Consider the following 24918-nt stretch of genomic DNA (forward strand, 5'->3'; position numbering starts at 1 on the left):
CATAGGTGGAGAAAAAGAATGTCCCGCGGACCGATTGAATTCTTAATGCGAAAAGTATGCTAAACTTAGGAACAACAAAATCCCCCTCAATCTGAGGGGGATTTTGTTGCAATGCATTACGTTTCTCCTAACATTTCCTACAAACGCTAATGATAGATGAAGATGACGGAGAAAACGGCGTTTTATTCCAGTCAGCATATTGATGTTCGACGCGAAAGCCGTAACGGGTTAATAAAGAATGCAGCGTATTCGGATCCGTGAACCGACAAGCAATCCGGGAAGTCGTTCGCTTATACCCCCAATCACGCATCGTGACCCAATGCATGATATGCTGGCCAGCATCGTAACATTGTGTGCCTGATACCTTGACGTTATTTCCATCCTTATCAATAAATGATCCCCATTCTGTCTCCTCTTGATCGGATAAATCCGTTCCCTCCGGATTACGGGTCTCAAATGCAAAGATTCCATGAGGTTGTAAATGTTTGTGAACGGTCGTGAGCAAATCGCTTTGATCTTGATCACTTAAAAATGCCTGAAATGCATTACCAGTCAAATAAATCATCGAAAATCGCTTGTCCGATTCGAAGGTACGGGCATCACCTTCCATAAAAGTAACAGTCAGCCCTTTCGCCTTCAACCGCGCATATGCAATCATTGCTGAAGAGATATCTACACCGGTCATTGTTATACCGGCTTTCGAGAGGGGGATCGTTGTTAAGCCTGTACCACAAGCAAGTTCTAACACTTCCCCAGGACTCGATCTAGCAAGCTCAAGATAGAACTGATATTTGTCCATTTCACCGTCAAATTCAAGATCGTAATTTACCGGATCTTGAAATTCTTCAAGATTGCTATGTTCAATCAACACCATTCCCCCTTTCATTCCTTGTTATAATATAATCGAAATAAATGCTCATCGACAGCCATCGCGCTTAACAGTATTATTTTACTATTTTTTTGATAACACGTTTGGTGATAAACGGATATAATCAATTTTTATCAAACCTACCACTCCTCGTTAGTTCAACCATGAACATTCCATTTCATATTTTATAAAATATACTTTCACCATTGAGGAAGGGGCGACAATACTCAGCGCATAATTTGGGCATTCTTTCACGCATCCAGGCATGAACATGTACATTCTCCATCTGGAAGACGTAATATCCAATAATAGCGACCAACATTAAACCTTCCAACTGAAGTAGATCATTCGCTGTATTTTCGTACTCTCTGTAGTAACCCTTTAGGAAAGTATCTCTTCGATCGGATGGCAGCATCATAGCTCCCATGGCTACATCAAGTAAGGCATAACCGTTACCGAAAAAGCCAAAATCGATGAAGCGCACCTCTCCTTCGGTTGTGATGATGATATTACCCATACACAAATCCCCATGAATAAGGTCAGGGCCAGCCTCCCCGCCACGGTCATCTAACCGGGAGTTGATCAATTGCAGCGTTTGTTCAATGACATTAGCATCAGAAGGCGTAAATAAATTCTTTTTCACACCCGAATGAATCACACGGATCATCCGTTCATTATAAGCTTTACCTTGACTCGGTCGAATCTCCATACCTGTATGTTCGTACTGCCGAAAAAAAGTATGCAGTTCTGCTATTTGCGATCCCAGTTCTTTTACCAGTTCAAGATTGTTAACATCATTCATATTCATGTCTCTTCCATCCAGCCAGGTGAGGACGGAGCAGTTTAGCAGTTCACCTTCGTATTCAATGATCGTAATAAGTTCACCCTCATTGTTTCTTACGGGAGTCTGTATTTCGTTGCTGCTCCAGCTTCCCAGCTTCTCAAGCATTTGCAATTCTCCAAGAATGCCGCCGTATGTATGTTGCAGACCTTTCATGTCATCTATAAAAGGGTCATGAATGCGGAGTAAATATGATTTTCCCGTTCTGTCATTAACACGATAGGTTCTGTTCTCGTTATGCCTTAAGAAAATAATCTCAGGCTGTTGGATATCGTAACTGCCTAGTAAGTCCAAAAGCTTCTCGTTCGTCATAAGGACTCCTTTAAAATAGAAGGATTCATTGATTCAATCTTCGTCTGAATCATAAAAATTGAAATCTACTACATTCCAAAAATCATTCGACTCACCAATTGTACTTCTACAACATTTTCGAAATATCCTGCCTATAGCTTGACGAAGCTGCCGGAATGTTTTTCGCGGCAGCTTCGTAGTGAAAGGATATTCAGCTCTCAGTCTCATTAATCCAACCAAACTCTTTTATTTCTTAGTGATAGGCACCCATATTTCGCTTTTAAAATTTGGCGATGTGATATCTTTGTGCTCATTCCAAAGAATTTCAGGCCCTTTAATTAGCTCATATCCCGATGACGGAGCCCATTCCGAATATATTCGCCCCCAGATCTCTTGTAGCGCACTCGGAAAAGAGCCGACGACTGTGAATACAGCCCACATGGAGGCCGCCACTTCCAGCTGATCCAAGCCATTCCATGCGTCTTTCGTAGTGGCAACGCCAATATAATGATCGAACTCTCCTTTTTCCTCCATACGCCCCTCAGAGAAATTTGCAGAGGCGCTTATAAACCCTGAGGGCTCAACATCGGAAAATCTCTTCATCTCATCAATCATTTCCGGCGTCAACCCTTCATACATCGACGCAATCTCCGGATTGACCCCTTGGAAAATGATTGGTACCCGTTTTTTTATGCCCACGATGTGAAAAGATTCTTTGATTTCAATACGGTAATTCATTTCATTTCCTCCTTTGATAGTCAGCTGAAACGACATCCGAGGGAACGCCTTAAGGGATTGTCCATGGACCCGAGCTTCCGAAGGATTTACCCCATGCATGCTATGGAAAGCCCTAGAAAAGGAATCAGGCGAATTATAACCATATTTCAGAGCGGTATCGATAATTTTGATATTACTTTGTGAAAGCTCGAGTGCTGCCAAGGTTAGACGTCGACGCCGGATGTATTCCGACAGAGTAATGCCTGCTAGGAATGAGAACATGCGAGTAAAATGATATTCCGAACAGCAGGCTATTTTCACAACCTCCTGATAATCAATTTGATTTGTTAGGTTCTCCTCAATATAGTTTATTGCTTTGTTCAGTTGTACCAGCGTATCCATGACGTTGCCTCCCCTCGTTAATTATAGGTTATCAGAGAAGGTTTTTACCTTCCCGACTTTTTCTGCACGATTCTGTAGGGTTTTCATGTTTCGATGAACAGAGACTCGATATGAGGAAGTAAAATTCTTCTCACAAGAAGGACTACTTTTTTTGAATGTCAAGATTATAGTTAACATAATCATAATTATGTTAACTATAACCTGAAGTACGTTCAGCAGTTCGTTTGTCCACTACTTTCACTGCCTTTTCATAGCAAGCGCAAAACGCTCTATCGTCTCTTTTGACAACCCATTTACGTTCTTATTTTTTCCTTTTACCATCCGCAATACAAACCGATCTAGCAAAGTTAGCTTCTCTTCATAGATCTCATCTCCAAAAACTTCTTTCGTCACCGATTGGTTATATAACACTTCTGGAAACGCAGATTTCAATTCTTGTGAGGCCTCCTCACCTTTTGCTCCTGCACAAATAAACAATCCTACTCGTTTTTTCCCTAGTTCATGTTGATATTTTGCTGTAAAATCAGTCATTTGTTTTTGGATTTTCCCATAATAAATAGATCCTCCCAAGATGACCGTATCATATCGTTCCAGTGTCGGCTCTTTAGCATGCATCAAATTAACTACTTCGGTTTCTTCGCCCAGTTGAGATTTTAATAAATAAGCCGCTTTCTCCGCACACCCATATTTCGAGGTAAACATAATTATTGTCTTCATTCTAATCGCTCCCTTCCGCTCGCTGGTCACTTATTATCTTAAGGGTTCACGTACATGCTTTAACAAAATAACCATACAAGCAGCAATAGCTAAAGCCATCGTCGGAAAAATTACACACTCGGCTATAGACACAACCACACCGCTATAGATCATTGCCGCCAGCATTGCCGTAATTGCTAGCAGTAAGGTAACTCCTTTGAAAACAACGACAGTTGCCAGTAGGTACCCAAAAGGTTGTCTACGAATGACCATAATCCCCGTTACAATTGCTAATGGGACCAAGATCGCAAGATCCAAAACTTGAATTACCAACGTACTATAGTGCTCTAGCCCTTGTGGCGGTATTCCCCCCAGTAGTGAATTCAGTATTTTCCCTAGCCAGAGAAATAAAATCATAAAAGCAATAACCATTAGTGAAAAGCCGATTCCTTTAGAAGGTAAACTGTTTTTAAAGTAAGTATGTATGGATTCTTTATCGAAGGAAAATAAGGCTAGGATGAATGCGAAAAAACTTAAAGAAAACAACAGCACATAAACTAAAAACAATGAATTGTACATCGTCAGAAAGCTGTAGGATGCGTAAGTATATAAAAAGTACCCCAGAGTACCCGTAAGGAGCATCCTCCCCTTTATCGAGCCTTTAATTGTCATGATGAGCGAACTGAGCAGTAAAGGTATGGCAAGAAATAATGTAACTCCATCCTGTGCTTTAGCTTGTGCCGCCGCAGAGACAGAATCATGGCTGTACACTCCTGACCCCTGAAGCTTTACATCCTCGCCCCATATTGACGTAAAAGTATATTTTGTTCCATCACTTATCCCATCTGAAAACAACCCAACCGCTGTTGCAAACATTGCAATAACCGAAATCAACACCGACAGCACTACGACTTTCCTTATATGTTTTATAACAACCTCCCCCTCCCTTCATGAAAATATTTAGATTTTACCTGGAGGCAATAGCAACCATTGAATCCAAATGACATGAAAGCAGAGCTTCGACCTGATCATCAGGCAGATCCTTTTCGACAAGCAAACGCATAATTAAACCGAACGCTGCACTCCATATCACCTGAGCAATGAGTTCTACGAAAGCTTCCGCACGGTTTTTTTGTGCTTCAAATCTGAGCAGGCCCTGGCAGAGCATCCCAATCGCTTTACGTTCCTGTGCAGCTCCTCTAAATAGAACAGCTGTGTAACTAAGAACAGCCGGTGTATCGTTTAGCATAACATTACGGTATTCTACACCCGTAGAAAGAGACATCCTGATGAACTTCTCCAATGATTGTTTTAAAAGTATATCTGGAGGTAATTCCTGCTGTACCTCTAGTTGCACAGACTGAAGCTCAGTAAGCATATCCGTATATTTTTGTTGCAAATAGCTCTCGATAATCTCTTCTTTGCCTTTAAAATAATGATAAATAATTCCCGGTGAATATTCGATTTTCTCAGCGATTTTTCGGATAGAGAGCTTCTCTATTCCCTCTTCGGCAATCAATAAAGCTGCATTTTGCAGGATTAGATTTCTCATTTCTTCACGTTCACGTACTTTTCGTTGTTCTTTAGTCATAAATTTGTCTCCTCATGTGTTGAACACCGTTTAATCTTTGAACACTGTTTAATATATGTTTTGGATTAGTATTATGTCAATATCCTTAGTCACATGTATCCCCCTCCTCCAATCTACATATCTGGACATAAAAAATCCGCCAGTCATTTAGACTGACGGAACCTTTAATTTGTGAAGTTAAAGGATTACAGACAGAGGGTTTTAGTAATGATAACCAACAGGATAAACAGAACCAGAATAGCTCCTGTGGAAGTGAAACCACCGTATCCTCCTGCAAATTCGCCCATTGTTGACTCCTCCTTTGTAATTGAGTACATCATAAGATATGCAATATTGCCCTCACTGACTGGGTATTTTGAACACAAAAAATAAACCAACGACCCTTTTTATGGTGAATGGTTTAATTGGTTTACATAAATAATGTTATGTTAACTAAAGTAGAGAGCATTAGATGCTCATTACTTTACAATTCGTATATGTTCTTAATAGCTAGCCAGTTTTATAAAAAATACAGTTTCCTGGCCGTCCTTCTTGACGCTCTCTTGGTCATCCTCCACTGTCTAGCTCTCACTCGCTTAGCACCACTTTTCCATTCCATTTGCTGTTAATAGTAAACTCCTTATTTAAGAAAAACCCGAAAACACACGGATTTTCATTTCTTAATTCGATTAATAGTTAATGTGTTGAAGTATTGGCTGGGGTTGCCTTGTTGTGGATTAAAGCGCTCTTGAAACTCTCCATGGGTATAGTCCCCGATCACTTTATGCCAGAAATCACGAGCGGGCGTATTCGCACGGACTTGTGAAACCTTCCATTCACCAGAGTACATATCAAATAGCTTATGCGCAGCCCATGTACCTACACCACTTCGGCGGTATTTTTGCATCACAAAAAACTCAGTCATATAAAACTGGCCTTCAGGATTACGCAATAACCTGTCCACCAAAGCAAAACCAGCAATATGCCCGTCCACCTTAAACAAATACGCTGATTTATTATTTCCGCTACTCCAATAAGCTTCTAGACCCGGATAGGCTGGAAATACCCCGTCTTGATTGACATCAAATTCTAAATAACGGGTGAAATCATATAGGTAGAACTGCATTAATCTGCTTATAGTATGCTTACGTTCTTTGGGAACCAGCTCAATTTCAAGTTTCATTATGTGCACCTCTGACATTTATGTTTACTTCACATCATAAAGCTTACCGGCATCAGGAGCAAGGCTCGGCCCTAGTTTTCCCTTCATTCGAAGTCCAATCTGGGACAAAACATGTTAAGATAGAAGGAAGAGATTTTATGCAATCTATGGAAAAAGGTGAATCACATGAGCGTTCAAAAGAACGATGACCGTAAAAAACTTGATCAAAAGCTACCCCTCATGCCCTGGTTCGTTCAGCAGTTTATTGACTATAAACGGCCTGATCTCTCCCCCTCCACACTGCTGGAGTATATCCGGGATTATGAATCTTTTTTCGGCTGGTTGCGGGCAGAGGGCTTATCCCAAGCCGGCTCAAATACCGAGATCACGCTTCTAGAATTGGAAACCCTACATATGGACAGTATTGTCGGATATCGGTTGCATCTAACTACCCGAGCCGAAGGTACGAACACTCGTGTTACTGTATCCCGTAAACTATCTGCATTACGCTCCTTATTTCATTATTTAAGTCAAATCGCTGAGGACGAGAACTTTTATCCATTGCTTAAGCGAAACATTATGGCTAAGGTTGAGGTCAAACGAACACATAAGCCAAAGGATACTGCCGCTAAATTAAAGGGTAAGATTTTGGAAGATGAGGAATTACTGGAGTTTGTGGGGTACATTTATGAAGGGTATGGACGGGATGTGGAAGGCAACAAACAGGCTTATTATTCGTTTCAATTGAATCACGAGCGTGATGCCTGTATTGCCAGCTTGATTCTGAACTCTGGCCTGCGTGTATCTGAGGTAGTCAATCTAAACGTAGACGATTTGGATATTAACAACAAGCTGCTCTATGTCACCCGCAAAGGGAATAATGACGAAACGTTTAAGACACCCGTCTATTTTAGAGAGCAAGCTAAAGATGATCTAGCTCTTTATCTTAGTCTGCGCCAATCTCGCTACAAAACACCCAAGAGAGAAAAGGCCTTATTTATCTCTCTCCCTAACGGGCGTCAAGAAGGCAAACGTATGACCAAACGTGCGATTCAAGAAATGATTATTAAGTACGCTAAACGCTTTGGTAAACCGTATCTTACGGTTCATAAGCTGCGTCATTCTTTTGCAACAGATTATTATCTGCAAAATGATATTTATAAAACGAAGGAACAGCTCGGGCACGCATCCACCGAGACAACTGAGATCTACGCTCATCTAACGGATAAAACGATGTCTGAGGCGATCGAGCGGCGTGTCGATAATTAATCATCACAAAAAGGGTGCTCCTACTTCGGTTGAGTAGTTGCTCTTCGCTAGTGCAGAGTTGTTATCGGACTCAGCTGACCTTAAACGCAGGATTATCTCACATTTGGGTGGCTAACGGACCTCAAGGTCGCTATTGGCCTGAAATACGCAAATATGAGCTCCATTCTATGAAATAGCGACGCTGAGGTCCGAAACCCCGCTTAAAAGGTGATAAATATGCAAATAAGATCATCTGGGTCCTTAAGCATCCGCGGGGGATTAATCTCGGCAGTGGCGCAGCCAATAACTCAAAACAATAGAGCAGTAACTCTTCCGATAGGAGATTTACTGCGATTTGTGTCGCCTACCCGGAAACTTTACTTTCGCTTTTCTTCAAATTTGAATTACATTCGGCGGGCACCCCTAACCCGATTATTGTTGCACTAAAAACCCACTTACGGTACGCAAGTGGGTTTTCTTATTCTAATTTCTGGGGTAACCCTCCCTTTAAAACCGGTTGTTAGCGACTATTGGGTTAGCAGGAACGCTGTTTTTTTGCTTATCTATTGTGAATTTTTCATATGTTGAAATATTGGAAATAATACCGTTGACCTAGCAATTCTATGGCGATTTCTGTGCGTGCGTGGATATCAAATACCTTTAATTACTCCAATACCTGCGGTGAAATTTTATTCATCATCGATGGGCAGAGTACCATCCACATCTAGCCCCGAATCTCTCCTGGCAGCTTGATCACCGTTACCTTATCTCCGGCAGATAGCCCCTTTTCTTCTGGGGGTACAACTATCAAACAGTCGCTATCCTTGATCGTGACCGTTACGGAAGATTCATCAATGAGTGCCGGATAAGCAAACAAGCTGCCGTCTTTTATTTCTAAGCGAGCTCGCACAAATCTAGTAAAATTATTCACTCTTTTATAATCTGTACCGAGTGTAACGTTCCATTCCGGTAAAAAAGGCTGAGAAGCACTTTGCATCAGTGAAATCACAGGCCGTGCAAACAGTTGAAACCCAACGAAACAAGCCCCCGGATTCCCGGATAAAGCTAACAGCAGCTTACCCCCTCTAACCGCAGCAGTAGTTACGCTTCCTGGACGCATCGTCACTTTGTTGAACAACATATTACCACTTTGTTCACGAACCAAGTCGCCCATGATATCATAATCCCCCACAGAAACGCCACCCGTTGTGATCACAAAATCATAAGTTTCCAGCGCCATCTGTACTTTACTTCTAGCCAGCTCCAGATCATCCACAATAGCGCCTAACATTACTGGAACACCCCCTGTCTCTTTGACTAGAGCTTCGAGCATAGGGGAGTTACTATTGCGGATTTTGCCAGGCTCCAGCGGCTCATGCACTTCCAGCAGCTCTGTTCCTGTGGCAAAGATGGCTACCTTGGGACGACGATAGACTTTCACGGTATGTAATCCAAACGCTGCAAGAACAGCTATATCCCCCGCAGAGATTAACCTTCCTGTTGGCAATACAAGATCACCTTGGCTTAATTCGAAACCTTGAGGTGTGATATTGCTGTTTGCTTCTAGTTTTTTTCGAATTCCAACGTAAGTCTTTCCTTCCTCTTCACGTCTCTCCGTGACCTCCAGCATCACCACAGCATCAGCCCCAACCGGTACTTGTGCACCAGTCATAATTCTTGCGGCTGTTCCCGGAGTTATATCTACCGCAGGCACTGCGCCACACGGAATATTATCCACAATTTCTAACCATACAACTTGTCCATTAACACAGTTACGGGTATCCCCCGCGATAATCGCATATCCATCCATACTAGATCGATTAAACGCAGGAAATGGGTGTGGAGCAATCACTTTTTCAGCCAAATAACGTCCACAACACTCATCTAGCGATACGTCTTCTGATTCTAGCGGATTGGCATATTTGATTATTTTGGCCTGAGCTTCTTTGACTTGCAGCGCTTCCCGCTGAAATTTATTATCCTTCATAAAGACCTCCGCTCTGAAACGTCGATTTTTGCTGTAATAGGTATTATTTTAACATGAGACCTCTTGAAGTAAAATTATAAACACAAAAGGCCACCATCCATGTTTATGGGCAGCAGCCTTTTCTACAATATTTTTTCCGGTATAGTGATCTATTACTTCTCTACTAGGCTAGGATGCTCTAATTACCTTTACATCCCCAGGGATTATTTTCTCCCCTTCATAAAGCATAAACCGTCCATGTTGCCACTCTACACGCAGTAGACGTGAATCATCTGATTGATATTGCCACACATGCTGCTCTCCACCATTCATAAATGGCGTCTGACCTGCAACAGCGACAAAACCTTCATATTCTTCCTCCAGGAAAAATGTATAGCCATCGAGCTCAAGAGTTGCTGGAACCTCAGCAGGATTATCAAGCCGCCCATCGATAGGTCTGTACAATCCATATTGCAGCTGTTCCCGCTCTTCTATATGAAGATAAGCTATCTGGCTTCCATCTCTAAGGGTCAGAACTACAGCATTACGGCCCCGATTATGTGTCCGGCCAGTAACTTCATAGGTGACAAGCGATACTTCACAAATGTCTCCGGGAGACAAATTAAGCATACTTTTTTGAACTTCCTGAGGCGCTGGCTTAGAGAAAAGGTTACCTATACGTTTCCACATACTCAACTTGATCGTTCCTCCTACATAAAGGCAGTAATAATTAAAGCACCCGTAATTTGCAGTGAACCTGATAGCAGGCCATATCCGATTTTACCAAGCTGTGTACCATGATCCAGATCCAGCTTCCCCCAATTTGCTAGTAGAAGCCGAACCGTTCTTTCTAAAATTAACAAAAGCAAAAATGATACCAACGAAATCAGCAAGGCATCTAACAAACTATTGGAAGCCGCTATCGATGAAGATAAAATGAAGGCCTGAGCTAAAAGCTTCATTACAAACCGTGTAGTCACCGCCATATTTCCAGCCTTTAACTCTTCAATATCGTTATAACGAGTAAAAAGTGAATCTATATACATCAGTACAAACAGCAACACAGCGCCGCTCACCGTCCACACGACCATGGACACCAGAATATGGAGATCCATTCTATAGCCCCCGCTTAATCATTTTGCATGCCTTTCATAAGCATAGATAAAGCGAAGAAGAAACGAATTTCTGTCTCCCCTTCGCCTGTGAACACCAGCCGTGAACCGGCTAAAGATCAAATGTTATTGCTTCTCGTATTGTTTCATCAGAGCCGCCAGTTCATCTTCAACCGCTTGATCTTTGTTCAGCTTCTCGAATTCATCATCCAGAGATTTATTGCCTGAACTCATCTCATTGCTGGCTTCAGCCTGAGCTTCTGCTTGCAGCATTTTATCTTCCATACGTTTGAGACCTGCAGACGCTGAATCGGAGCTAAATCCGCTCATTGCTTTGTTGATCTCGGTTTGAGCTTTGGCAGCGTTATAACGCGCAACCAATGTCTCACGTTTGTTCTTCATTTGGGTAAGCTGTTTGCGCATCTCTTCAAGCTTGCCACGAAGGTTATCCGCAGAGGCTTTGTTCTGATCAAAGCTGGCTTTGTATTCTACCAGTTTAGCTTCAGCAGCATTTTTCTCTTCCAGAGCGCGGCGAGCAAGGTCAACATTACCCGCTTGAGCTGCTGCATGAGCCTGTTGGGTACGTTTGTTAACAAGCGCTTCTTGTTCTTCATACAGCTGTTTGAATTTCTTCTCAATGGCGATTTGCGCCGCTACAGCTTTTTCTGCATCTTCTAAATCTTCGGTCATATCACGAATGTATTGATCTGTCATTTTAATCGGGTCTTCTGCTTTGTCAATAATCGCGTTCACATTAGACATGGTTAAATCGCGCAATCTTTTAAATATAGACATGGTTTCATTCCTCCAAAAGATAATTTAATTCCTCACATGCTATCTTTTACGTAGAATTGTCACTACCGTTTCATATTTGTTGCGCTAAATATTGATTTACTTTTAAATTCACAATTTCCACGACTTCCATAATACCTTCTTTCGTGAGATTGTCGTAATGAATCCCCATCACTACTGTGACCGTCTTGTTCAGCGCTTCAGCTACTTTGATCGCAATGGGCTCGCTTATCGTGTGCTCTTTATGATGAGGAACCGCTGAAGTCAGTACTTTAACCTGCTCCCCCTCCAGATAAGCAGTACTCGTGGCACCAATATGCCGAACACCTCCACTAATTAAGAGCAAGAGATCACGTCCGACAGCCGTCGCCTTCAGCTCAATATCCTCAGGATCAATCTGGTTAGTAGTCAATAGTATTCCCCTCACTACTTCACTTTATATAATGCCCCGTATTTCCTCTAGTGACTGAATATTTTCTTCAACCATAAATTGCTCAAGCTCTGCAACTAGCTGACTACCTGCACGCAAGTTCATGAAATTATAAGTTCCCACTTGGATAACTGCAGCACCTGCCATAATAAACTCGATGATATCCGTTGCTGAAGTGATGCCACCCATTCCGATCACGGGAATCGTTACGTTTTGTGCAACTTGATGCACCATACGAAGAGCGACAGGCTTAATCGCAGGTCCAGACAATCCAGCGTATAAGTTATTGAATACACTGCTTCTGCGGCGGACATCAATCTTCATTCCTGAGATCGTGTTGATGAGTGAGACAGCGTCTGCTCCCTCCTCCTGACACATTTGTGCCATTTCAACGATATTTTCGGCTCCCGGCGACAGCTTTACAGCGAGGGGCAGTTTAGTTGCGCGTCTAACAGCCTGTACTACTTTTTGAGCTTCTGAAGTTTGGATCCCAAACGCAATGCCGCCTTCTTTAACATTTGGACAAGAAATATTCAATTCAATCATGTCCACTGCTGTCTTACCTGCACTCGCACGAGCATCTGCATCCCGCTGAATCATCTCAGCACCAAGAACATAATCTTCAAGTGTGCCTCCACCCAGGTTGACCAAACGAGCAGTATCGAGTGTTTCCCAATAAGGGCATTCTTTATCTATAAATGCAGCTACACCCGGATTCTCGAGTCCCACACTATTCAGCATACCAGAAGCTGTCTCATATACACGAGTGCCGGGATTCCCCGCTTTCGGATTGAGGGTTAACCCCTTGCCAGAGATTCCACCCAGCAGAGACACATCATACAGCTTGCCATATTCACGGCCAAAACCAAACGTTCCAGAGGCCATTATAATTGGATTTTTAAAATGAACGCCAGCAATTGTTGTGTTCAACTTAGTCATGGAAAATCACCTCCTCAGAAAGAAACACAGGTCCGTCTGCACAGGCCTTCTTTTGACCATCACGGCAGGATACACTGCAGACCAGACAGGCTCCAATCCCACAAGCCATTCGGTTCTCTAGAGAAAGGTATACTTTCGTTCTAATGCCTGCTTCTTCAGCAGCAATGCCTTTACGTTGAGCAGCTTTAAGCATAGGGTGTGGGCCGCAGACAAAGACATGATCATATTGGCTGAAATCCACACTATCCAAAATTAAACCGCCAACATCGACTACAAGCTCACTTGCAAGTGGGCGAAACGCTTCTGTCCGGTAAGCTTCACGGCTAAAGCCCAAAAAGATATCACTCCCCGGAAGCTGCTTCGCACAATAATATAGCGGTGCAATTCCGATCCCACCGCCGATGAGCGCAACCTTCCCTTCAACCTGTGGAAATCCATTTCCAAAAGGGCCCTCAAGCTCTACCGAATCACCTGAACCCAGTCGTGAGAATATCTCCGTACCTTCCCCAACTACGTGATACAGAAATTCAACACTATCCTCGTGTACTTCATGTATACTTAAGGGTCTGGATAGGATGGGGTAAGCTCCCCATGCCCGTAACATGTAGAATTGACCCATTGCTCCGCCACTATTCGTCTCTACCTTAAGGTGATACACACCATCTGTCAGCCGTTCGTTACTTAGAACCGTCCCCACGTTATCAAGCTCCTTCAAATTTTATCTTTATTAAGATTGCCTTAGAAGGAGCATAAAATCTGTGACAAACTTCACATCTAAAACGGTCTAGCCTCTTTTCCAAATCCCACGTTCATAAGGTTTAGGTACATCATGTACGCCACCAAGCGCTTCTTCAGCATGTAAAGCCCAATAAGGATCACTTAACATCCCACGGCCAATAGCTACAAGCTCCGCCCTTTTTTCTGCAATGATGGACTGTGCCTCAGAATAGGCTTCAAGCCGTCCTACCGCAATTACTGGCACTTGTAATCCACTGCGAATATATTCTGCCAGATCTGCTTGGTAGGCTGGGCCCGCATTAGGTCCACCATTAGAGCCAATGGGCCCTTCACCACCTGAAGACACATGGAACATATCCACTCCAGCATCCTTATATCGGCGGCAAAACTCCAGGGCATAGGCAGCATCATATCCACCATCAACATATTCTTTCGCGGATACCCTCATGATCAAGGGCATATCTACTGGCACTACTTCTCGGATTGCTGCAACTACTTGTTCTCCAAAAAGTGCAGGATCTTGTCCATATTCATCCTCTCTGAGGTTGGACAGAGGTGAATGAAACTGGTGAATTAAGTAACCATGCGCACCATGAATCTCCACAGTATCAAATCCTGCCTCCACAGCTCTACGAGCGGCATCACGAAAGGCTTCTATCATCTCAAGGATGCCTTCCTTAGAAAGCACCTGTGGCTGCTTAGAACGAGCATCAAAAGGAATTGCAGAAGGTGCAACCGGCGGCTCAGCATCGACCGCTTTACGTCCGGCATGCCCTAGTTGAATGGCTATTTTTGCTCCATAGGCATGTACACTATCTGTGAGCTTACGATACGCCTCTATATGCGTATCACTCCAAAGCCCTGTATCCCGGTTCGTTATTCTACCGTCCGGATGTACTCCAGTCATCTCGACAATGGTTAGACCAGTACCTCCAATAGCACGGCTTACATAATGAACAAAATGCCAATCATTGGGGATGCCATCCTCTTTATCCACCGAATACTGGCACATAGGTGGCATAACAATACGATTTTTCAGCGTTAAACCCTTCAATTCATAAGGTGCAAACAATTCTGACATCCTTGTCCCCATCCTTCCACCTGTCTATAATTGGCCCGGGAATATCCCGTTCTATTTAGTATACACGCATTAGTGTGTGCAAGAAATCTTTACCAGAGACCTTGAAGAAACGGCATAAATTCATCCTTCAATGGAGATAACAATGAAGAATATGGTGATGATCAGGTAGTAAAGGAGGCATTTGGGGATGTATGATCAACGGAGAGTCCAGAAACTGCTAGTAGTATTAGGATCAATCATTGTCCTGCTATTTCCAACCTCTTCAGCAGAGGTTGCTTCAGCTCCAGCTCAGAATCAGAAGTCCTCACAGGATCAAATTAAAAGTACGCAGACCACTGACGAAGACAAGGCGATATCTGCGGGAACTTCTACTACAAATAATTCAACGAGCAGCAACAATAAGAACACTAAGGGCTTGTCTCTGAGTCAGCTATTACACAAATATCCCGAGACCTTTAAGACCAGCGGTCCTCGGAATAAAGTCATCGCCTTAACTTTTGACGATGTGCCTGACCCAAGGTTTACACCCCAATTGCTAGATGTTCTTAAAAAATATCATGTCAAAGCAACCTTCTTCGTGGTAGGAAGCCGAGCTGAGAAACATCCTGCTCTAGTGAAGCGGATGATTAGAGAAGGACATGCTATTGGAAATCACTCTTATGACCATCCTCAGTTTGTGAAGCTGAAGATGCATGATTTCAGATCACAGATCATTGAGACCGAGAACATTATTCAAACCTTAGCCGGATATAAACCTCGCCTGATTCGTCCACCCTATGGAGATATCTCTGAGCAACAATTGAGATGGGCAAAAAATCATGGTTATAAGCTCGTAAATTGGAATGTGGATTCGTTGGACTGGAAGGGACTTTCCAAAACTCAAGTTAGAAATAACATCTTAGCTAATGCAGGAAAAGGAGCAATTATCCTTCAGCATGGTGGAGGTGGGCCGGGTAGTGATCTTAGTGGAACGATTCAGGCTTTACCTGAGGTAATCACGATTATGCGTAAACGCGGCTATTCTTTCGTTACCGTGCCTCAATTGCTGCAGGTCTCTAAAAATAAATAAATAAATAAGAAACGGAGGCAGCCGCTAAGGACTCCCTCCGTTTCTTATTTAACCTATTTAAAACCATTCCATATCTCTGTATAAATCTCTATATTTTTAGCTAGCTATTTAACAATGTATAATTGTACATATTGATAACCAAAATCCGCTACAAAGCTTTGGCTGCCTGGAATAAAGATATCGATGCGGTTACCTTTAATGGCACTTCCCATATCGGTTGCAGTAGCCAGAAAAGCTTCTTTAGGCAATCCTGAGTGTGAATGGCCGGTAACCAACACTTTTGTTCCAAGAGGAATTACACTTGGATCAACCGCAATGGTTCCTAGCTTAAGTGGGTTTCCAAAATAATCAACCGCACCCCAGCCTCCATTCTCACTAGCCGCTGAGGAATAAGCAGAAGCCTTAACTTGTATCGTTTTCTCATAGTTAAATGACTTGCCCCATGCTTCAACTGTTTTTGATTCTGGAGTAACATTCAGGCTTGGGGTAAGCACTGGAGTTTCTGTCGTAGCTACAGCTTCTGCTTGCATTTTACTAGGGATCGTTATTTTAAGTCCATCGTAAATATTAAGAGCTGCAACGTTTGGATTAGCTTTCATTAGATCATTAACACCGACATTGTATTGTTGAGAAAGAGTATAGAAAGTATTGCCTTCCTTTGCAATATGAACGCTGTCTGCAAAAGCAGGAGCGGTGTGCAGCAATGCACTAATTCCCATAACTGCAGCAAGGGTTTTAATGGTTCTGAACTTGTTCTTCATAAATGCCTCCTCTTTAGATGGGCGTAAGCGGTATGACTTCCGTATACGCTCGTGTACATTTCCTGTACTTATGTACATCTTGTGTGATGTCCTGATGTATTGTTGTCTTTTGTAAAACTGACAGGACTTAATATATCACAATTTTGTAACCTATGCGTATGTAATTGTTACCATTCTGAAATAACATGTTTAATTATTGTCTTTGATTCATTAAAAAGTTAACATAATTTTTATTATGTTAACTAATTAGCGACAATCATATCCTATTATATAAAATAATTAAATAATATTCTTTGAGATTTTACATAGATTTAACATTTCGTGCCTCATCCAATAGTAAAATGATAGAATATGATAAATAGATTTGAGATACAGACATCGAAGCATATTTGGAGGTCCCATGAATACAGAAGAGATTAAAAACAACCAAAGCAGTCCAGCCACTGCTTACCTCAATAGGGATTTGAGCTGGATCGAATTTAACCGCCGTGTACTCAAGGAGGCGCAGGACCCTGATAACCCTTTAATGGAACGTGCCAGATTTCTGGCAATCGTCTCGAGCAATCTGGATGAATTCATAAGCGTTCGCGTAGCGGGAATTCAAGATCAGATCCGGGCGGGTTATACTAAAAAAGATTTCACAGGCTACACCCCTTCCGGGCTGTATAAACGCCTCATCAAACGCGTAACCAAAATCATTGCCGATCAATACCGGACATTCCGTGATATTTCGCGGAGTTTGCATAAAGAAGGCATCGTATTTGTGGATTATAAGGATCTTACCCATGCCCAAGAGCAGTCCATAGAACAGTATTACCGGGATATCATCTATCCTGTACTTACGCCAATGGCTGTTGATCAGAGCCGGCCGTTTCCACTCGTGCACAGCCAGTTTATCTACCTAGCTGTTGTTCTTACTCGTAAGAATGGCCTTGAAGAGGAGCCTTATTTTGCTATCCTGCAAATTCCTTCGAATCTGCCAAGATGTATCCCTCTTCCACACCGCTCTAATAGTAAGAAAAGACAATTTGTATTTATTGAAGATGTGATCCGCCATCACATTCAAACCTTATTCAGCGGTTACGAACCTGTTGCGGTTAGTGAGTTTCGTTTGACTCGTAACTCAGATCTTACTATCGATGAGGAAGGTGCCGAGGATCTGCTGGAAGAGATCGAAAAAGAGCTGCGCAAGCGTCGTCGCGGGGTGCCTGCTCGTCTGGAAGTACAAAAAGGTATCCATCCCTATGCTCTTGAGCAGCTACAAGCTGAATTTGAGCTGGAGGACTTCGTATTTGAAATAGAAGGTCCGCTCGATCTGGGCTTTCTTCGTAATTTTGCCGGAAGCTTAAAAGGTTTTAGTTACTTGAACTATCCACCTATTGAGCCGGTCTACCCTGCTGAATTTCAAGAAAACGAGGATTTCTTCGAGGTGCTGCGTGAACGGGATGTATTAGTCTACCACCCTTACGAGTCTTTTGATGCGATGACAGACTTTATCATTCAAGCTTCAGAAGATGAGCAAGTGATGGCTATTAAAATGACCTTATACCGTGTCAGCGGAAATTCTCCACTTATCACTGCACTAGCCAATGCTGCGGAGTCTGGCAAGCAAGTTACAGTGGTTGTAGAGTTAAAAGCCCGATTTGATGAGGAACGGAACATCGCTTGGGCACGCCAGCTTGAAAAATCAGGCTGTCATGTCGTTTATGGTCTGATCGGACTCAAAACGCATGCCAAAGTGACCTTGATTGTCCGCCAGGAAGGCCCTGAACTGCGTCGTTACGTGCATGTAGGCACAGGAAACTATAATGACAGTACAGCCAAGGCTTACACGGATCTCAGTCTATTCACCGCCCAAAGCGATATCGGACTGGATGCTTCCGAGCTGTTTAATCAAATGACTGGATATTCGGCTAATTTTGACTGGCATTCCTTCATTGTAGCGCCAACGAATATGAGCTTATCCCTGCAAAAGCTAATGATGCGTGAAGCTGAACATGCGCGGGCAGGCAGACCCGCACGAATAATCGCCAAGATGAACTCACTCTCTAATCAGCAAGTGATCGACGATTTATATGGCGCAGCCCAAGCCGGTGTCTCCATTGACTTAATCGTGCGAGGGGTTTGCTGCCTACGTCCGGGAATAGAGGGCTTAAGTGAAAACATTACAGTACGCAGTATCGTAGACCGTTTTCTGGAGCACTCCCGGATCTATTATTTCGAAAATGGCGGCAAACCTGAGGTGTATTTATCCAGTGCCGACTGGATGACTAGAAACCTAACCCGCCGGATTGAGCTGATGTGTCCTGTCAGAGACAGCGGCATCCGTAAACAGATCGTCAAGATTCTAGAGTTGTCTCTACAAGATAATGTTAAAGCCAGCTTCTTGCAGGCTAATGGATATTACGAACAACCAGACGACAAAAAGGCCCCTTTCCGGAGCCAGTTTGCTGCAATGGATGTTACACGTTGGAAGGGAAGCCGAGTTTTACCTTCACCGCCCAAGCATTCTTAAATGCTTTTATCGCGTTCTCAATGTCCTCTAGGCCAATTAGCAGTGACGATGCGCCCTCTAAGTCCAGATGAAGCGTATTGCCGTGCAGATTGGCCTTCAGGCCGCTTACAATTCCAATCTCCGTGCTGTCCAGCGCAATGCTAAGCTGGACAAGCGATCCGAGCTTATGAATCCACTCTTCGTCGGATGGCAGCAAAATGTCCTTATGTTGTTGGGACAATTTCTGCTTCCGGCTTTTTGTGCTGTATGAGGCAATCATAGCGCAAAGAATAAGCTGACGGTGGGTAAGTCCACGAATCGGTGAATTCATCAACCAATACAAAGTATGTCGTTTGGATTGGTAATAGTTAATATTCGTTCCCGTACGATGCAGCATGATGGACACATAGATTAACATCTCGTGCTCTGCTCTATTCGATTCATCTTTAAATGCGTCAAACAGGCTGAGCGCTAGCTTGTTGATATGATCTAAATACCGTTTAGAGGTATGAATATCAAAGCGAATGATCGTGTTTAAGCTATATTCTAAAGCACTATCACGCACTGGCTGCTCCGGCTCCAACAGATCATGCAGCAAACCTTCTCTGAGTCCCTCCCCGCTGATTATCGCCTCACTCGCCCCAATATACTGATACACCGTATGGAAAATAATCAACCCGGATACAATGATATCCGCCCGACTCTTAGATAATCCATCTAAATCCTTACGTTTTTCGTAAGGCATTGAAGGTAGGGTGTTCATAAAGTGCTCGATTGTCTCACTGGTCATCGTATAACCGTGGGAGTTAGGCAATGAGTATGCTCGTGTCTTCTGATCCAGCTTCCCCAAAGAACGAACCGTCCCTCCTAAACCGAATAAAGGAAGCCCAGCTTTGGCATTTAGCCAATCATGCTCAACCAGCCTGCCCAGAACAAAGGTCTGCAGCTTGTGAATCTGCTCATCGCTCCAATTCCCACCTTGACCAAACATTAGATTGGTATTTACTGCTCCGAACGGGAAAGAAATGCTATGTTGATAACGCCGCTGACAAAAAAGAGTGATTTCAGTACTCCCGCCACCAATATCAATGACATAACCATCCTCTACATTAAAGGCATTAATAACACCCAAGAAGCCATAATATGCCTCCTGGTGGCCACTGATCACCTCAATCGGAATGGAAGAGGATTGTGACAAAAAGCTTATTATTTCGCTTGAGTTAGCTGCATTACGAATAGCTGCCGTTGCACCCGCCCGAATGGTTTCCACTGCAAAAGCATTGCAGATTTCCTTAAACTGCCGCAAGACCGGAACAATCGTTTCCATGTCCTTTTGTTCCAGTCTATTCTCCTTCGTAATCTTCTCACTAAGGCGAGCGGAGTACTTACACTCCTTGATGATCTTATAGCCTCCTTCGCGCGTTGTATCATAAATTACAAGACGAATGGAGTTCGAACCAATATCAATAATGCCTATCCGGCGTAGATCATCTCTCATTATGTATGTACTCCTTTTCCTGTTGATTGACTGACCATCTATTATACATGGTTTACATAAATAAATGAACTCAGTCCCAGCGATATATCCCCACATTACCCTCAGGACCCTATAACAAAACGGCCACCGGATACTTGTCCAGGGCCGTTTTGACGAATTCTTTATAATACTTTACTTAAAAAATCCTTAGTCCGAGCATGTGTAGGATTACCAAATACTTGTTCAGGAGTACCCTGTTCAACGATTACCCCGCCATCCATAAACAGAATGCGGTCACCCACTTCACGGGCAAAGCCCATCTCATGTGTAACTATAACCATTGTCATTCCGTCTTCGGCAAGCTTTTTCATAACCTCAAGTACCTCTCCTACCATTTCCGGATCAAGCGCTGAGGTAGGCTCATCAAAAAGCATCACATGCGGCTGCATGGCTAATGCACGAGCAATCGCAATCCGCTGCTTCTGTCCACCGGACAATTGAGCTGGATAAACATCCTTTTTATCTTCAAGCCCTACAGTCTTGAGGAGCTCCATTGCGAATTTATCGGCCACAGCCTGTTGCTGTTTTCTTACTTTAATCGGTGCGAGTGTAATGTTTTGCAGAACGGTTTTGTGCGGAAAAAGGTTGAACTGTTGAAAAACCATCCCCATCTTCTCACGCGTTGCATTGATATCATGCTTCTTTGAGGTGATCGATTCCCCTTCAAAAGTGATCTCTCCACCTGTAGGCTGCTCCAATAGATTCAAGCAACGCAGAAAGGTACTTTTTCCCGAACCACTGGGCCCGATTACAACGACAACCTCACCCTTTTTAATCTCCAAATCGATTCCCTTGAGAATCTCCAGCTTTCCATAATGCTTCTGCAGGTTCTTAACGGCGATCATCGGTATTCAGCCTCCTTTCGAGTCTACCTAGGATCTTGGAAAGCGTAAACGTTAGAACAAAATACATAAAGGCAGCAATCACGAGTGGTGTCATACCATCATACGAAATCGTTGTAACCGTACGAGCTTGAAACATCAAATCCGTTACTCCGATAAATGAAATAATTGATGATTCCTTGATAATGGTAATGAATTCATTACCGATTGCCGGAAGTACACTTTTAAGTGCCTGAGGAAGTACAATATGACGCATTGTCATCCCTTGTTTCATTCCAAGTGAACGTGCGGCCTCCGTTTGTCCACGATCGACACCCTGAATCCCGGCGCGAAATATTTCTGCCAGATAAGCAGAACTGTTAATGGAGAGTGTAATCGCCCCGGACTGAATCGGAGTAAACTCAATCCCAAACGTCGCCAGCCCGTAATGGATGAGAAACAGTTGCACAAGCATTGGAGTACCCCGCAAAAATTCAACCCAAGCAGTGGCTAAGAAACGTAACACTCTCCATTTTGACATCCGTAGTAGAGAGACGATAATCCCAAGAATGAAGCCAAAAAAGACACCAAGAACAGCAAGAAGCAAGGTATATTGTAATCCAGTCAAGAAAAGATCACGATAATCATAAGCCATTCTAAATAAAGTAATATCCAATATCTTATCCCCCTATCTCCAAAAAAATAGAAAATAGCAAAGTTCCGCTATTTTCTGTAATACACATACAATTTACTTCAGCAGACCTAAAACAATATCCATTCCTTACTTCGTGCTTTCAGCAAGCTCACTGGCTGCCGCTACATATTCATCAATCTTACCTTCTGATTCTAGACGTTTAAGTGTTGCATTTACTTTATCTAGAAGCTCTGTATTGCCTTTTTTAATACCAATTGCGTATCCATCATCTTCTACTTCAGGCTTAGCATCGGTAATTACAAGACCCGCTAAATTCTTAACAAAAGATTTGGCTACAGGTCCTTCAATAATTGCTGTATCGATACGGTTAGATTGCAATTGCAGAACGATCTCGGAGATTTTACCAAGAGAAGTGATCTTTGCGCCTTCAATCTCTTTGGCGATTTCTTCTTGAATAGAGCCTGTCTGTACACCAATTTTGGTGCCCTTCACCGCGTCCATAGTAGCGTATTTATCTTTATCTGCTTCGCGCACTACAATAGCTTGCTCTGCTTTGTAATAAATATCTGAGAGTTCAACCGCTTTTTTGCGTTCTTCAGTCGGGCTAAGACCGGAAATCACCATATCTACACGTCCACTGGACAATTCGTTAAGCAGTGAATCAAAAGGCAGATCCTTAACTTCAAGCTCAGCGCCCATGTCAGCAGCAATTTCCTTAGCGATGTCGATATCGAAACCTACGATAGTATCTTTTCCGTCCACTACTTTATGGAATTCGTACGGAGGAAAATCTGCACTTGTTCCCATAATCAGCTTTTTAGTAACTGCACCGGAATTTGCATTACCACTAGCAGCGGTATCATTATCATTTTTATTTTGACCGCAGCCTGAGAGCAGACCTACCGCTAATACCATTCCTAAACTAAGTTTACCCCATTTGTTCATTTCTATATCTCCCCTATTCATATGAAAAAATCTAAGTTGACCCAATGACTGACTTATTATAAATCAGAACGCATGAATATGCAAAGGCATAATTGTGACAATAACTTCCTTTTAATGGATTTCTATGAGGGTAATTCTATAATACACAACTAAAAAACCGTTTTTATTCACGATGAAGCAAGATTTATACATTTTTACTATCCCCTATACTAGCTAAATCATTCGATTATTCATTCCCTTCTGTCATAAAAAAAGGACTGCTCCCAGAGTATTTACCATACTCCCGGGTGCAATCCCTTATTAACCCATTACAGAATTTGTTAAACTTTATCTTGTTATATCATCATAGATATCCATGTACTGCTGAGCGGATACATTCCAGCTATAATCTCCCGCGAATGCATTTTTTGTGATCTTTTTCCAATGTTCAGGCTGCTTGTAAAAAGAAAGTGCCCGGCGCAGCGTAAACATCATATCGTGAGCATTATAATTGCTGAACGTAAAGCCATTGCCTTCACCGGTTTCTTCATTATAAGCGTGCACAGTATCATTGAGGCCACCTGTCTCACGTACAACGGGTATACTACCATAGCGCAAAGCGAGCAGCTGACTGATGCCACATGGCTCAAACTTGGACGGCATAAGGAAGATATCGCTGGCAGCATATATTTTACGTGAGAGTGCATCATTAAATAGGATCTGTGAAGACAGCTTTGTCGGATAACGCCATGCTGCTTCCTTGAACCAACGCTCGTAGGATTCATCACCAGTTCCAAGCAGCACAAATTGAATATCATCGTGATATAGCAGCTCATCCAGCACTCGGGTAAGCAGATCTAAGCCTTTGGAGTCCACAAGACGCGTGACCATAGCTACCATTGGGATATTAGCATCTACTGGTAATCCCAGCTCTTCCTGCAAGGCTACTTTGTTCTCCGTCTTCTTGGTTAAATTGGAACGATAACGGGTGACAAGGCTGGAATCTGTCGCTGGATTATAACTTTTAGTATCAATGCCATTCACAATCCCACTTAAAACATCTGACCGTGCGTTCAATAAACCATCCAGGCCGTAACCATAATAAGGTGTGCGAATTTCTTCTGAATAGGTCGGACTAACGGTCGTGACCCGATCACTGAATACAATCCCGCCTTTTAAGAAATTCACATTACCATAGTACTCCATACTACCAAAATAACTGCTATCCAGACCTAACAGCTCTCCAAGTACCTCATAAGGAAACACTCCCTGATACAACAGGTTATGTATTGTAAATACACTCCGCATTTCACTGTAAAATGGATTGTGGCGATAATGCCCCTGTAGGAGCATTGGAATTACGGCCGCGTGCCAATCATGGCAATGCAGAACATCAGGCTGGAAATCAATGGCCGGCAGACACTCCAGTACTGCACGATTATAGAACGCAAACCGTTCACCATCGTCCATATAACCATAAATTCCATCACGCCCAAAATAATACTCATTGTCGATAAAATAAACGGGGATACCCTCATAGATAATGCGTTCAATTCCACAGTATTGTTTTCGCCAGCCAATTGGGACATACACTTCCGTTAAATGCTCCATTTGAGCGGTGAACTTGTCAGGAATCCCACGATATTTAGGCAAAATCACTCGTACATCTACCCCGGCAGCCTTCAGCGCTTTAGGTAGTGCTCCAATGACATCGGCCAAACCACCCGTTTTGACAAAAGGATGGGCTTCAGCTGCGGCAAATAAAACCTTCATGATTATTTCCCCCTTAAACTGTACGGATTCT

General features: G+C 42.9%; 25 protein-coding genes. 3 read left to right on the top strand and 22 right to left on the bottom strand.

The genetic code is table 11. From position 1 onward, the window contains the following. Positions 1-127: 127 nt before the first annotated feature. The 8 genes from NSQ50_RS16615 to NSQ50_RS16650 form a co-directional block, all read right to left on the bottom strand. On the bottom strand, positions 128-868 hold the full coding sequence (locus tag NSQ50_RS16615; protein ID WP_081384390.1) for a class I SAM-dependent DNA methyltransferase: 741 nt from the start codon (positions 866-868) through the stop codon (positions 128-130). 178 nt (positions 869-1046) lie between these two features. Then, a complete protein-coding gene (locus NSQ50_RS16620; protein ID WP_076099066.1) occupies positions 1047-2021 on the bottom strand; it encodes a phosphotransferase enzyme family protein in 975 nt (324 codons plus the stop codon). 225 nt (positions 2022-2246) lie between these two features. Beyond that, on the bottom strand, positions 2247-3119 hold the full coding sequence (locus NSQ50_RS16625) for an AraC family transcriptional regulator (RefSeq protein ID WP_076223820.1): 873 nt from the start codon (positions 3117-3119) through the stop codon (positions 2247-2249). Between the two features lie 237 nt (positions 3120-3356). Continuing rightward, complete coding sequence (locus NSQ50_RS16630) at positions 3357-3836, bottom strand: flavodoxin domain-containing protein (RefSeq protein ID WP_038571502.1); 480 nt, start codon at positions 3834-3836, stop codon at positions 3357-3359. 33 nt (positions 3837-3869) lie between these two features. Next, a complete protein-coding gene (locus NSQ50_RS16635; RefSeq protein ID WP_081386912.1) occupies positions 3870-4721 on the bottom strand; it encodes a hypothetical protein in 852 nt (283 codons plus the stop codon). Positions 4722-4782: 61 nt separating this feature from the next. Beyond that, positions 4783-5406, bottom strand: a complete 624-nt coding sequence (locus tag NSQ50_RS16640) for a TetR/AcrR family transcriptional regulator (RefSeq protein WP_076223824.1) — start codon at positions 5404-5406, stop codon at positions 4783-4785. Positions 5407-5591: 185 nt separating this feature from the next. Further along, complete coding sequence (locus NSQ50_RS16645) at positions 5592-5693, bottom strand: sporulation protein YjcZ (protein WP_197069683.1); 102 nt, start codon at positions 5691-5693, stop codon at positions 5592-5594. A gap of 365 nt (positions 5694-6058) precedes the next feature. After that, positions 6059-6568, bottom strand: coding sequence for a GNAT family N-acetyltransferase (locus NSQ50_RS16650; protein WP_076099061.1), 510 nt, complete (start codon positions 6566-6568; stop codon positions 6059-6061). 165 nt (positions 6569-6733) lie between these two features. Here NSQ50_RS16650 and xerS point away from each other — a divergent pair, with 165 nt between their 5' ends. Further along, positions 6734-7816 carry a tyrosine recombinase XerS gene (gene xerS, locus NSQ50_RS16655; RefSeq protein ID WP_036687613.1) on the top strand — a complete coding sequence of 361 codons (1083 nt, stop codon included), beginning with the start codon at positions 6734-6736 and terminating at the stop codon, positions 7814-7816. Between the two features lie 703 nt (positions 7817-8519). Here xerS and NSQ50_RS16660 read toward each other — a convergent pair. The 8 genes from NSQ50_RS16660 to NSQ50_RS16695 form a co-directional block, all read right to left on the bottom strand. Next, complete coding sequence (locus NSQ50_RS16660) at positions 8520-9782, bottom strand: molybdopterin molybdotransferase MoeA (RefSeq protein WP_076179953.1); 1263 nt, start codon at positions 9780-9782, stop codon at positions 8520-8522. A 168-nt stretch (positions 9783-9950) separates the two neighbouring features. Next, a complete protein-coding gene (locus tag NSQ50_RS16665) occupies positions 9951-10457 on the bottom strand; it encodes a DUF4178 domain-containing protein (protein WP_076130052.1) in 507 nt (168 codons plus the stop codon). 14 nt (positions 10458-10471) lie between these two features. Beyond that, entirely contained in the window at positions 10472-10876 is a 405-nt protein-coding gene (locus tag NSQ50_RS16670) for a DUF350 domain-containing protein (RefSeq protein WP_036687618.1), read from the bottom strand. A gap of 123 nt (positions 10877-10999) precedes the next feature. Next, on the bottom strand, positions 11000-11668 hold the full coding sequence (locus NSQ50_RS16675) for a PspA/IM30 family protein (protein WP_036687619.1): 669 nt from the start codon (positions 11666-11668) through the stop codon (positions 11000-11002). Between the two features lie 70 nt (positions 11669-11738). Then, positions 11739-12077, bottom strand: coding sequence for a prenylated flavin chaperone LpdD (gene lpdD / locus NSQ50_RS16680; protein WP_256717052.1), 339 nt, complete (start codon positions 12075-12077; stop codon positions 11739-11741). A gap of 24 nt (positions 12078-12101) precedes the next feature. After that, entirely contained in the window at positions 12102-13034 is a 933-nt protein-coding gene (locus NSQ50_RS16685) for a dihydroorotate dehydrogenase (protein WP_038571513.1), read from the bottom strand. After that, the gene (locus NSQ50_RS16690) at positions 13027-13731 is read right to left on the bottom strand and encodes a dihydroorotate dehydrogenase electron transfer subunit (RefSeq protein WP_076144768.1); all 705 of its coding nucleotides are present in this window, start codon (positions 13729-13731) and stop codon (positions 13027-13029) included. The genes NSQ50_RS16685 and NSQ50_RS16690 overlap by 8 nt, the downstream gene beginning before the upstream one ends. 87 nt (positions 13732-13818) lie before the next feature. Continuing rightward, positions 13819-14853: an NADH:flavin oxidoreductase/NADH oxidase gene (locus tag NSQ50_RS16695; RefSeq protein WP_076223826.1), complete on the bottom strand. Its 1035-nt coding sequence runs from the start codon at positions 14851-14853 to the stop codon at positions 13819-13821. A gap of 187 nt (positions 14854-15040) precedes the next feature. On the opposite strand from NSQ50_RS16695, the gene NSQ50_RS16700 reads away from it, so the two are divergent. Beyond that, positions 15041-15922: a polysaccharide deacetylase family protein gene (locus NSQ50_RS16700; protein WP_036687626.1), complete on the top strand. Its 882-nt coding sequence runs from the start codon at positions 15041-15043 to the stop codon at positions 15920-15922. Positions 15923-16026: 104 nt separating this feature from the next. Here the strand turns inward: NSQ50_RS16700 and NSQ50_RS16705 are convergent, their stop codons facing one another. Next, complete coding sequence (locus tag NSQ50_RS16705) at positions 16027-16683, bottom strand: 3D domain-containing protein (RefSeq protein WP_036687628.1); 657 nt, start codon at positions 16681-16683, stop codon at positions 16027-16029. Positions 16684-17083: 400 nt separating this feature from the next. Between NSQ50_RS16705 and ppk1 the strand changes: the two genes are divergently transcribed. After that, complete coding sequence (gene ppk1, locus NSQ50_RS16710) at positions 17084-19198, top strand: polyphosphate kinase 1 (RefSeq protein ID WP_036687629.1); 2115 nt, start codon at positions 17084-17086, stop codon at positions 19196-19198. Here the strand turns inward: ppk1 and NSQ50_RS16715 are convergent. From NSQ50_RS16715 to glgA, 5 genes are all read right to left on the bottom strand, one after another. Beyond that, the gene (locus tag NSQ50_RS16715) at positions 19146-20675 is read right to left on the bottom strand and encodes a Ppx/GppA phosphatase family protein (protein ID WP_076144766.1); all 1530 of its coding nucleotides are present in this window, start codon (positions 20673-20675) and stop codon (positions 19146-19148) included. The two genes, ppk1 and NSQ50_RS16715, sit on opposite strands and share 53 nt — an antisense overlap. 161 nt (positions 20676-20836) lie before the next feature. Further along, a complete protein-coding gene (locus NSQ50_RS16720; RefSeq protein ID WP_036687633.1) occupies positions 20837-21559 on the bottom strand; it encodes an amino acid ABC transporter ATP-binding protein in 723 nt (240 codons plus the stop codon). After that, the gene (locus tag NSQ50_RS31605) at positions 21546-22211 is read right to left on the bottom strand and encodes an amino acid ABC transporter permease (RefSeq protein ID WP_235219554.1); all 666 of its coding nucleotides are present in this window, start codon (positions 22209-22211) and stop codon (positions 21546-21548) included. The genes NSQ50_RS16720 and NSQ50_RS31605 overlap by 14 nt, the downstream gene beginning before the upstream one ends. Before the next feature lie 105 nt (positions 22212-22316). Next, positions 22317-23135, bottom strand: coding sequence for a transporter substrate-binding domain-containing protein (locus NSQ50_RS31610; protein WP_036687634.1), 819 nt, complete (start codon positions 23133-23135; stop codon positions 22317-22319). A gap of 327 nt (positions 23136-23462) precedes the next feature. Further along, positions 23463-24887, bottom strand: coding sequence for a glycogen synthase GlgA (gene glgA / locus NSQ50_RS16730; protein ID WP_076144764.1), 1425 nt, complete (start codon positions 24885-24887; stop codon positions 23463-23465). Positions 24888-24918 lie beyond the last annotated feature (31 nt).

Source organism: Paenibacillus sp. FSL R10-2788 (assembly GCF_038003885.1).
In the GTDB taxonomy this organism is placed as follows: domain Bacteria; phylum Bacillota; class Bacilli; order Paenibacillales; family Paenibacillaceae; genus Paenibacillus_AQ; species Paenibacillus_AQ odorifer.

What these genes read in the sequence shown, in the direction of transcription:
- NSQ50_RS16650 (WP_076099061.1), bottom strand. Translation starts at nt 6,568, where the DNA reads ATGAAACTTGAAATTGAGCTGGTTCCCAAAGAACGTAAGCATACTATA.
- NSQ50_RS16630 (WP_038571502.1), bottom strand. Translation starts at nt 3,836, where the DNA reads ATGAAGACAATAATTATGTTTACCTCGAAATATGGGTGTGCGGAGAAA.
- glgA (WP_076144764.1), bottom strand. Translation starts at nt 24,887, where the DNA reads ATGAAGGTTTTATTTGCCGCAGCTGAAGCCCATCCTTTTGTCAAAACG.
- NSQ50_RS16645 (WP_197069683.1), bottom strand. Translation starts at nt 5,693, where the DNA reads ATGGGCGAATTTGCAGGAGGATACGGTGGTTTCACTTCCACAGGAGCT.
- NSQ50_RS16675 (WP_036687619.1), bottom strand. Translation starts at nt 11,668, where the DNA reads ATGTCTATATTTAAAAGATTGCGCGATTTAACCATGTCTAATGTGAAC.
- NSQ50_RS16625 (WP_076223820.1), bottom strand. Translation starts at nt 3,119, where the DNA reads ATGGATACGCTGGTACAACTGAACAAAGCAATAAACTATATTGAGGAG.
- NSQ50_RS16720 (WP_036687633.1), bottom strand. Translation starts at nt 21,559, where the DNA reads ATGATCGCCGTTAAGAACCTGCAGAAGCATTATGGAAAGCTGGAGATT.
- NSQ50_RS16685 (WP_038571513.1), bottom strand. Translation starts at nt 13,034, where the DNA reads ATGACTAAGTTGAACACAACAATTGCTGGCGTTCATTTTAAAAATCCA.
- NSQ50_RS16640 (WP_076223824.1), bottom strand. Translation starts at nt 5,406, where the DNA reads ATGACTAAAGAACAACGAAAAGTACGTGAACGTGAAGAAATGAGAAAT.
- NSQ50_RS16620 (WP_076099066.1), bottom strand. Translation starts at nt 2,021, where the DNA reads ATGACGAACGAGAAGCTTTTGGACTTACTAGGCAGTTACGATATCCAA.
- NSQ50_RS16700 (WP_036687626.1), top strand. Translation starts at nt 15,041, where the DNA reads ATGTATGATCAACGGAGAGTCCAGAAACTGCTAGTAGTATTAGGATCA.
- NSQ50_RS16705 (WP_036687628.1), bottom strand. Translation starts at nt 16,683, where the DNA reads ATGAAGAACAAGTTCAGAACCATTAAAACCCTTGCTGCAGTTATGGGA.
- NSQ50_RS16715 (WP_076144766.1), bottom strand. Translation starts at nt 20,675, where the DNA reads ATGAGAGATGATCTACGCCGGATAGGCATTATTGATATTGGTTCGAAC.
- NSQ50_RS16695 (WP_076223826.1), bottom strand. Translation starts at nt 14,853, where the DNA reads ATGTCAGAATTGTTTGCACCTTATGAATTGAAGGGTTTAACGCTGAAA.
- NSQ50_RS16670 (WP_036687618.1), bottom strand. Translation starts at nt 10,876, where the DNA reads ATGGATCTCCATATTCTGGTGTCCATGGTCGTGTGGACGGTGAGCGGC.
- NSQ50_RS31610 (WP_036687634.1), bottom strand. Translation starts at nt 23,135, where the DNA reads ATGAACAAATGGGGTAAACTTAGTTTAGGAATGGTATTAGCGGTAGGT.
- ppk1 (WP_036687629.1), top strand. Translation starts at nt 17,084, where the DNA reads ATGAATACAGAAGAGATTAAAAACAACCAAAGCAGTCCAGCCACTGCT.
- xerS (WP_036687613.1), top strand. Translation starts at nt 6,734, where the DNA reads ATGAGCGTTCAAAAGAACGATGACCGTAAAAAACTTGATCAAAAGCTA.
- NSQ50_RS16660 (WP_076179953.1), bottom strand. Translation starts at nt 9,782, where the DNA reads ATGAAGGATAATAAATTTCAGCGGGAAGCGCTGCAAGTCAAAGAAGCT.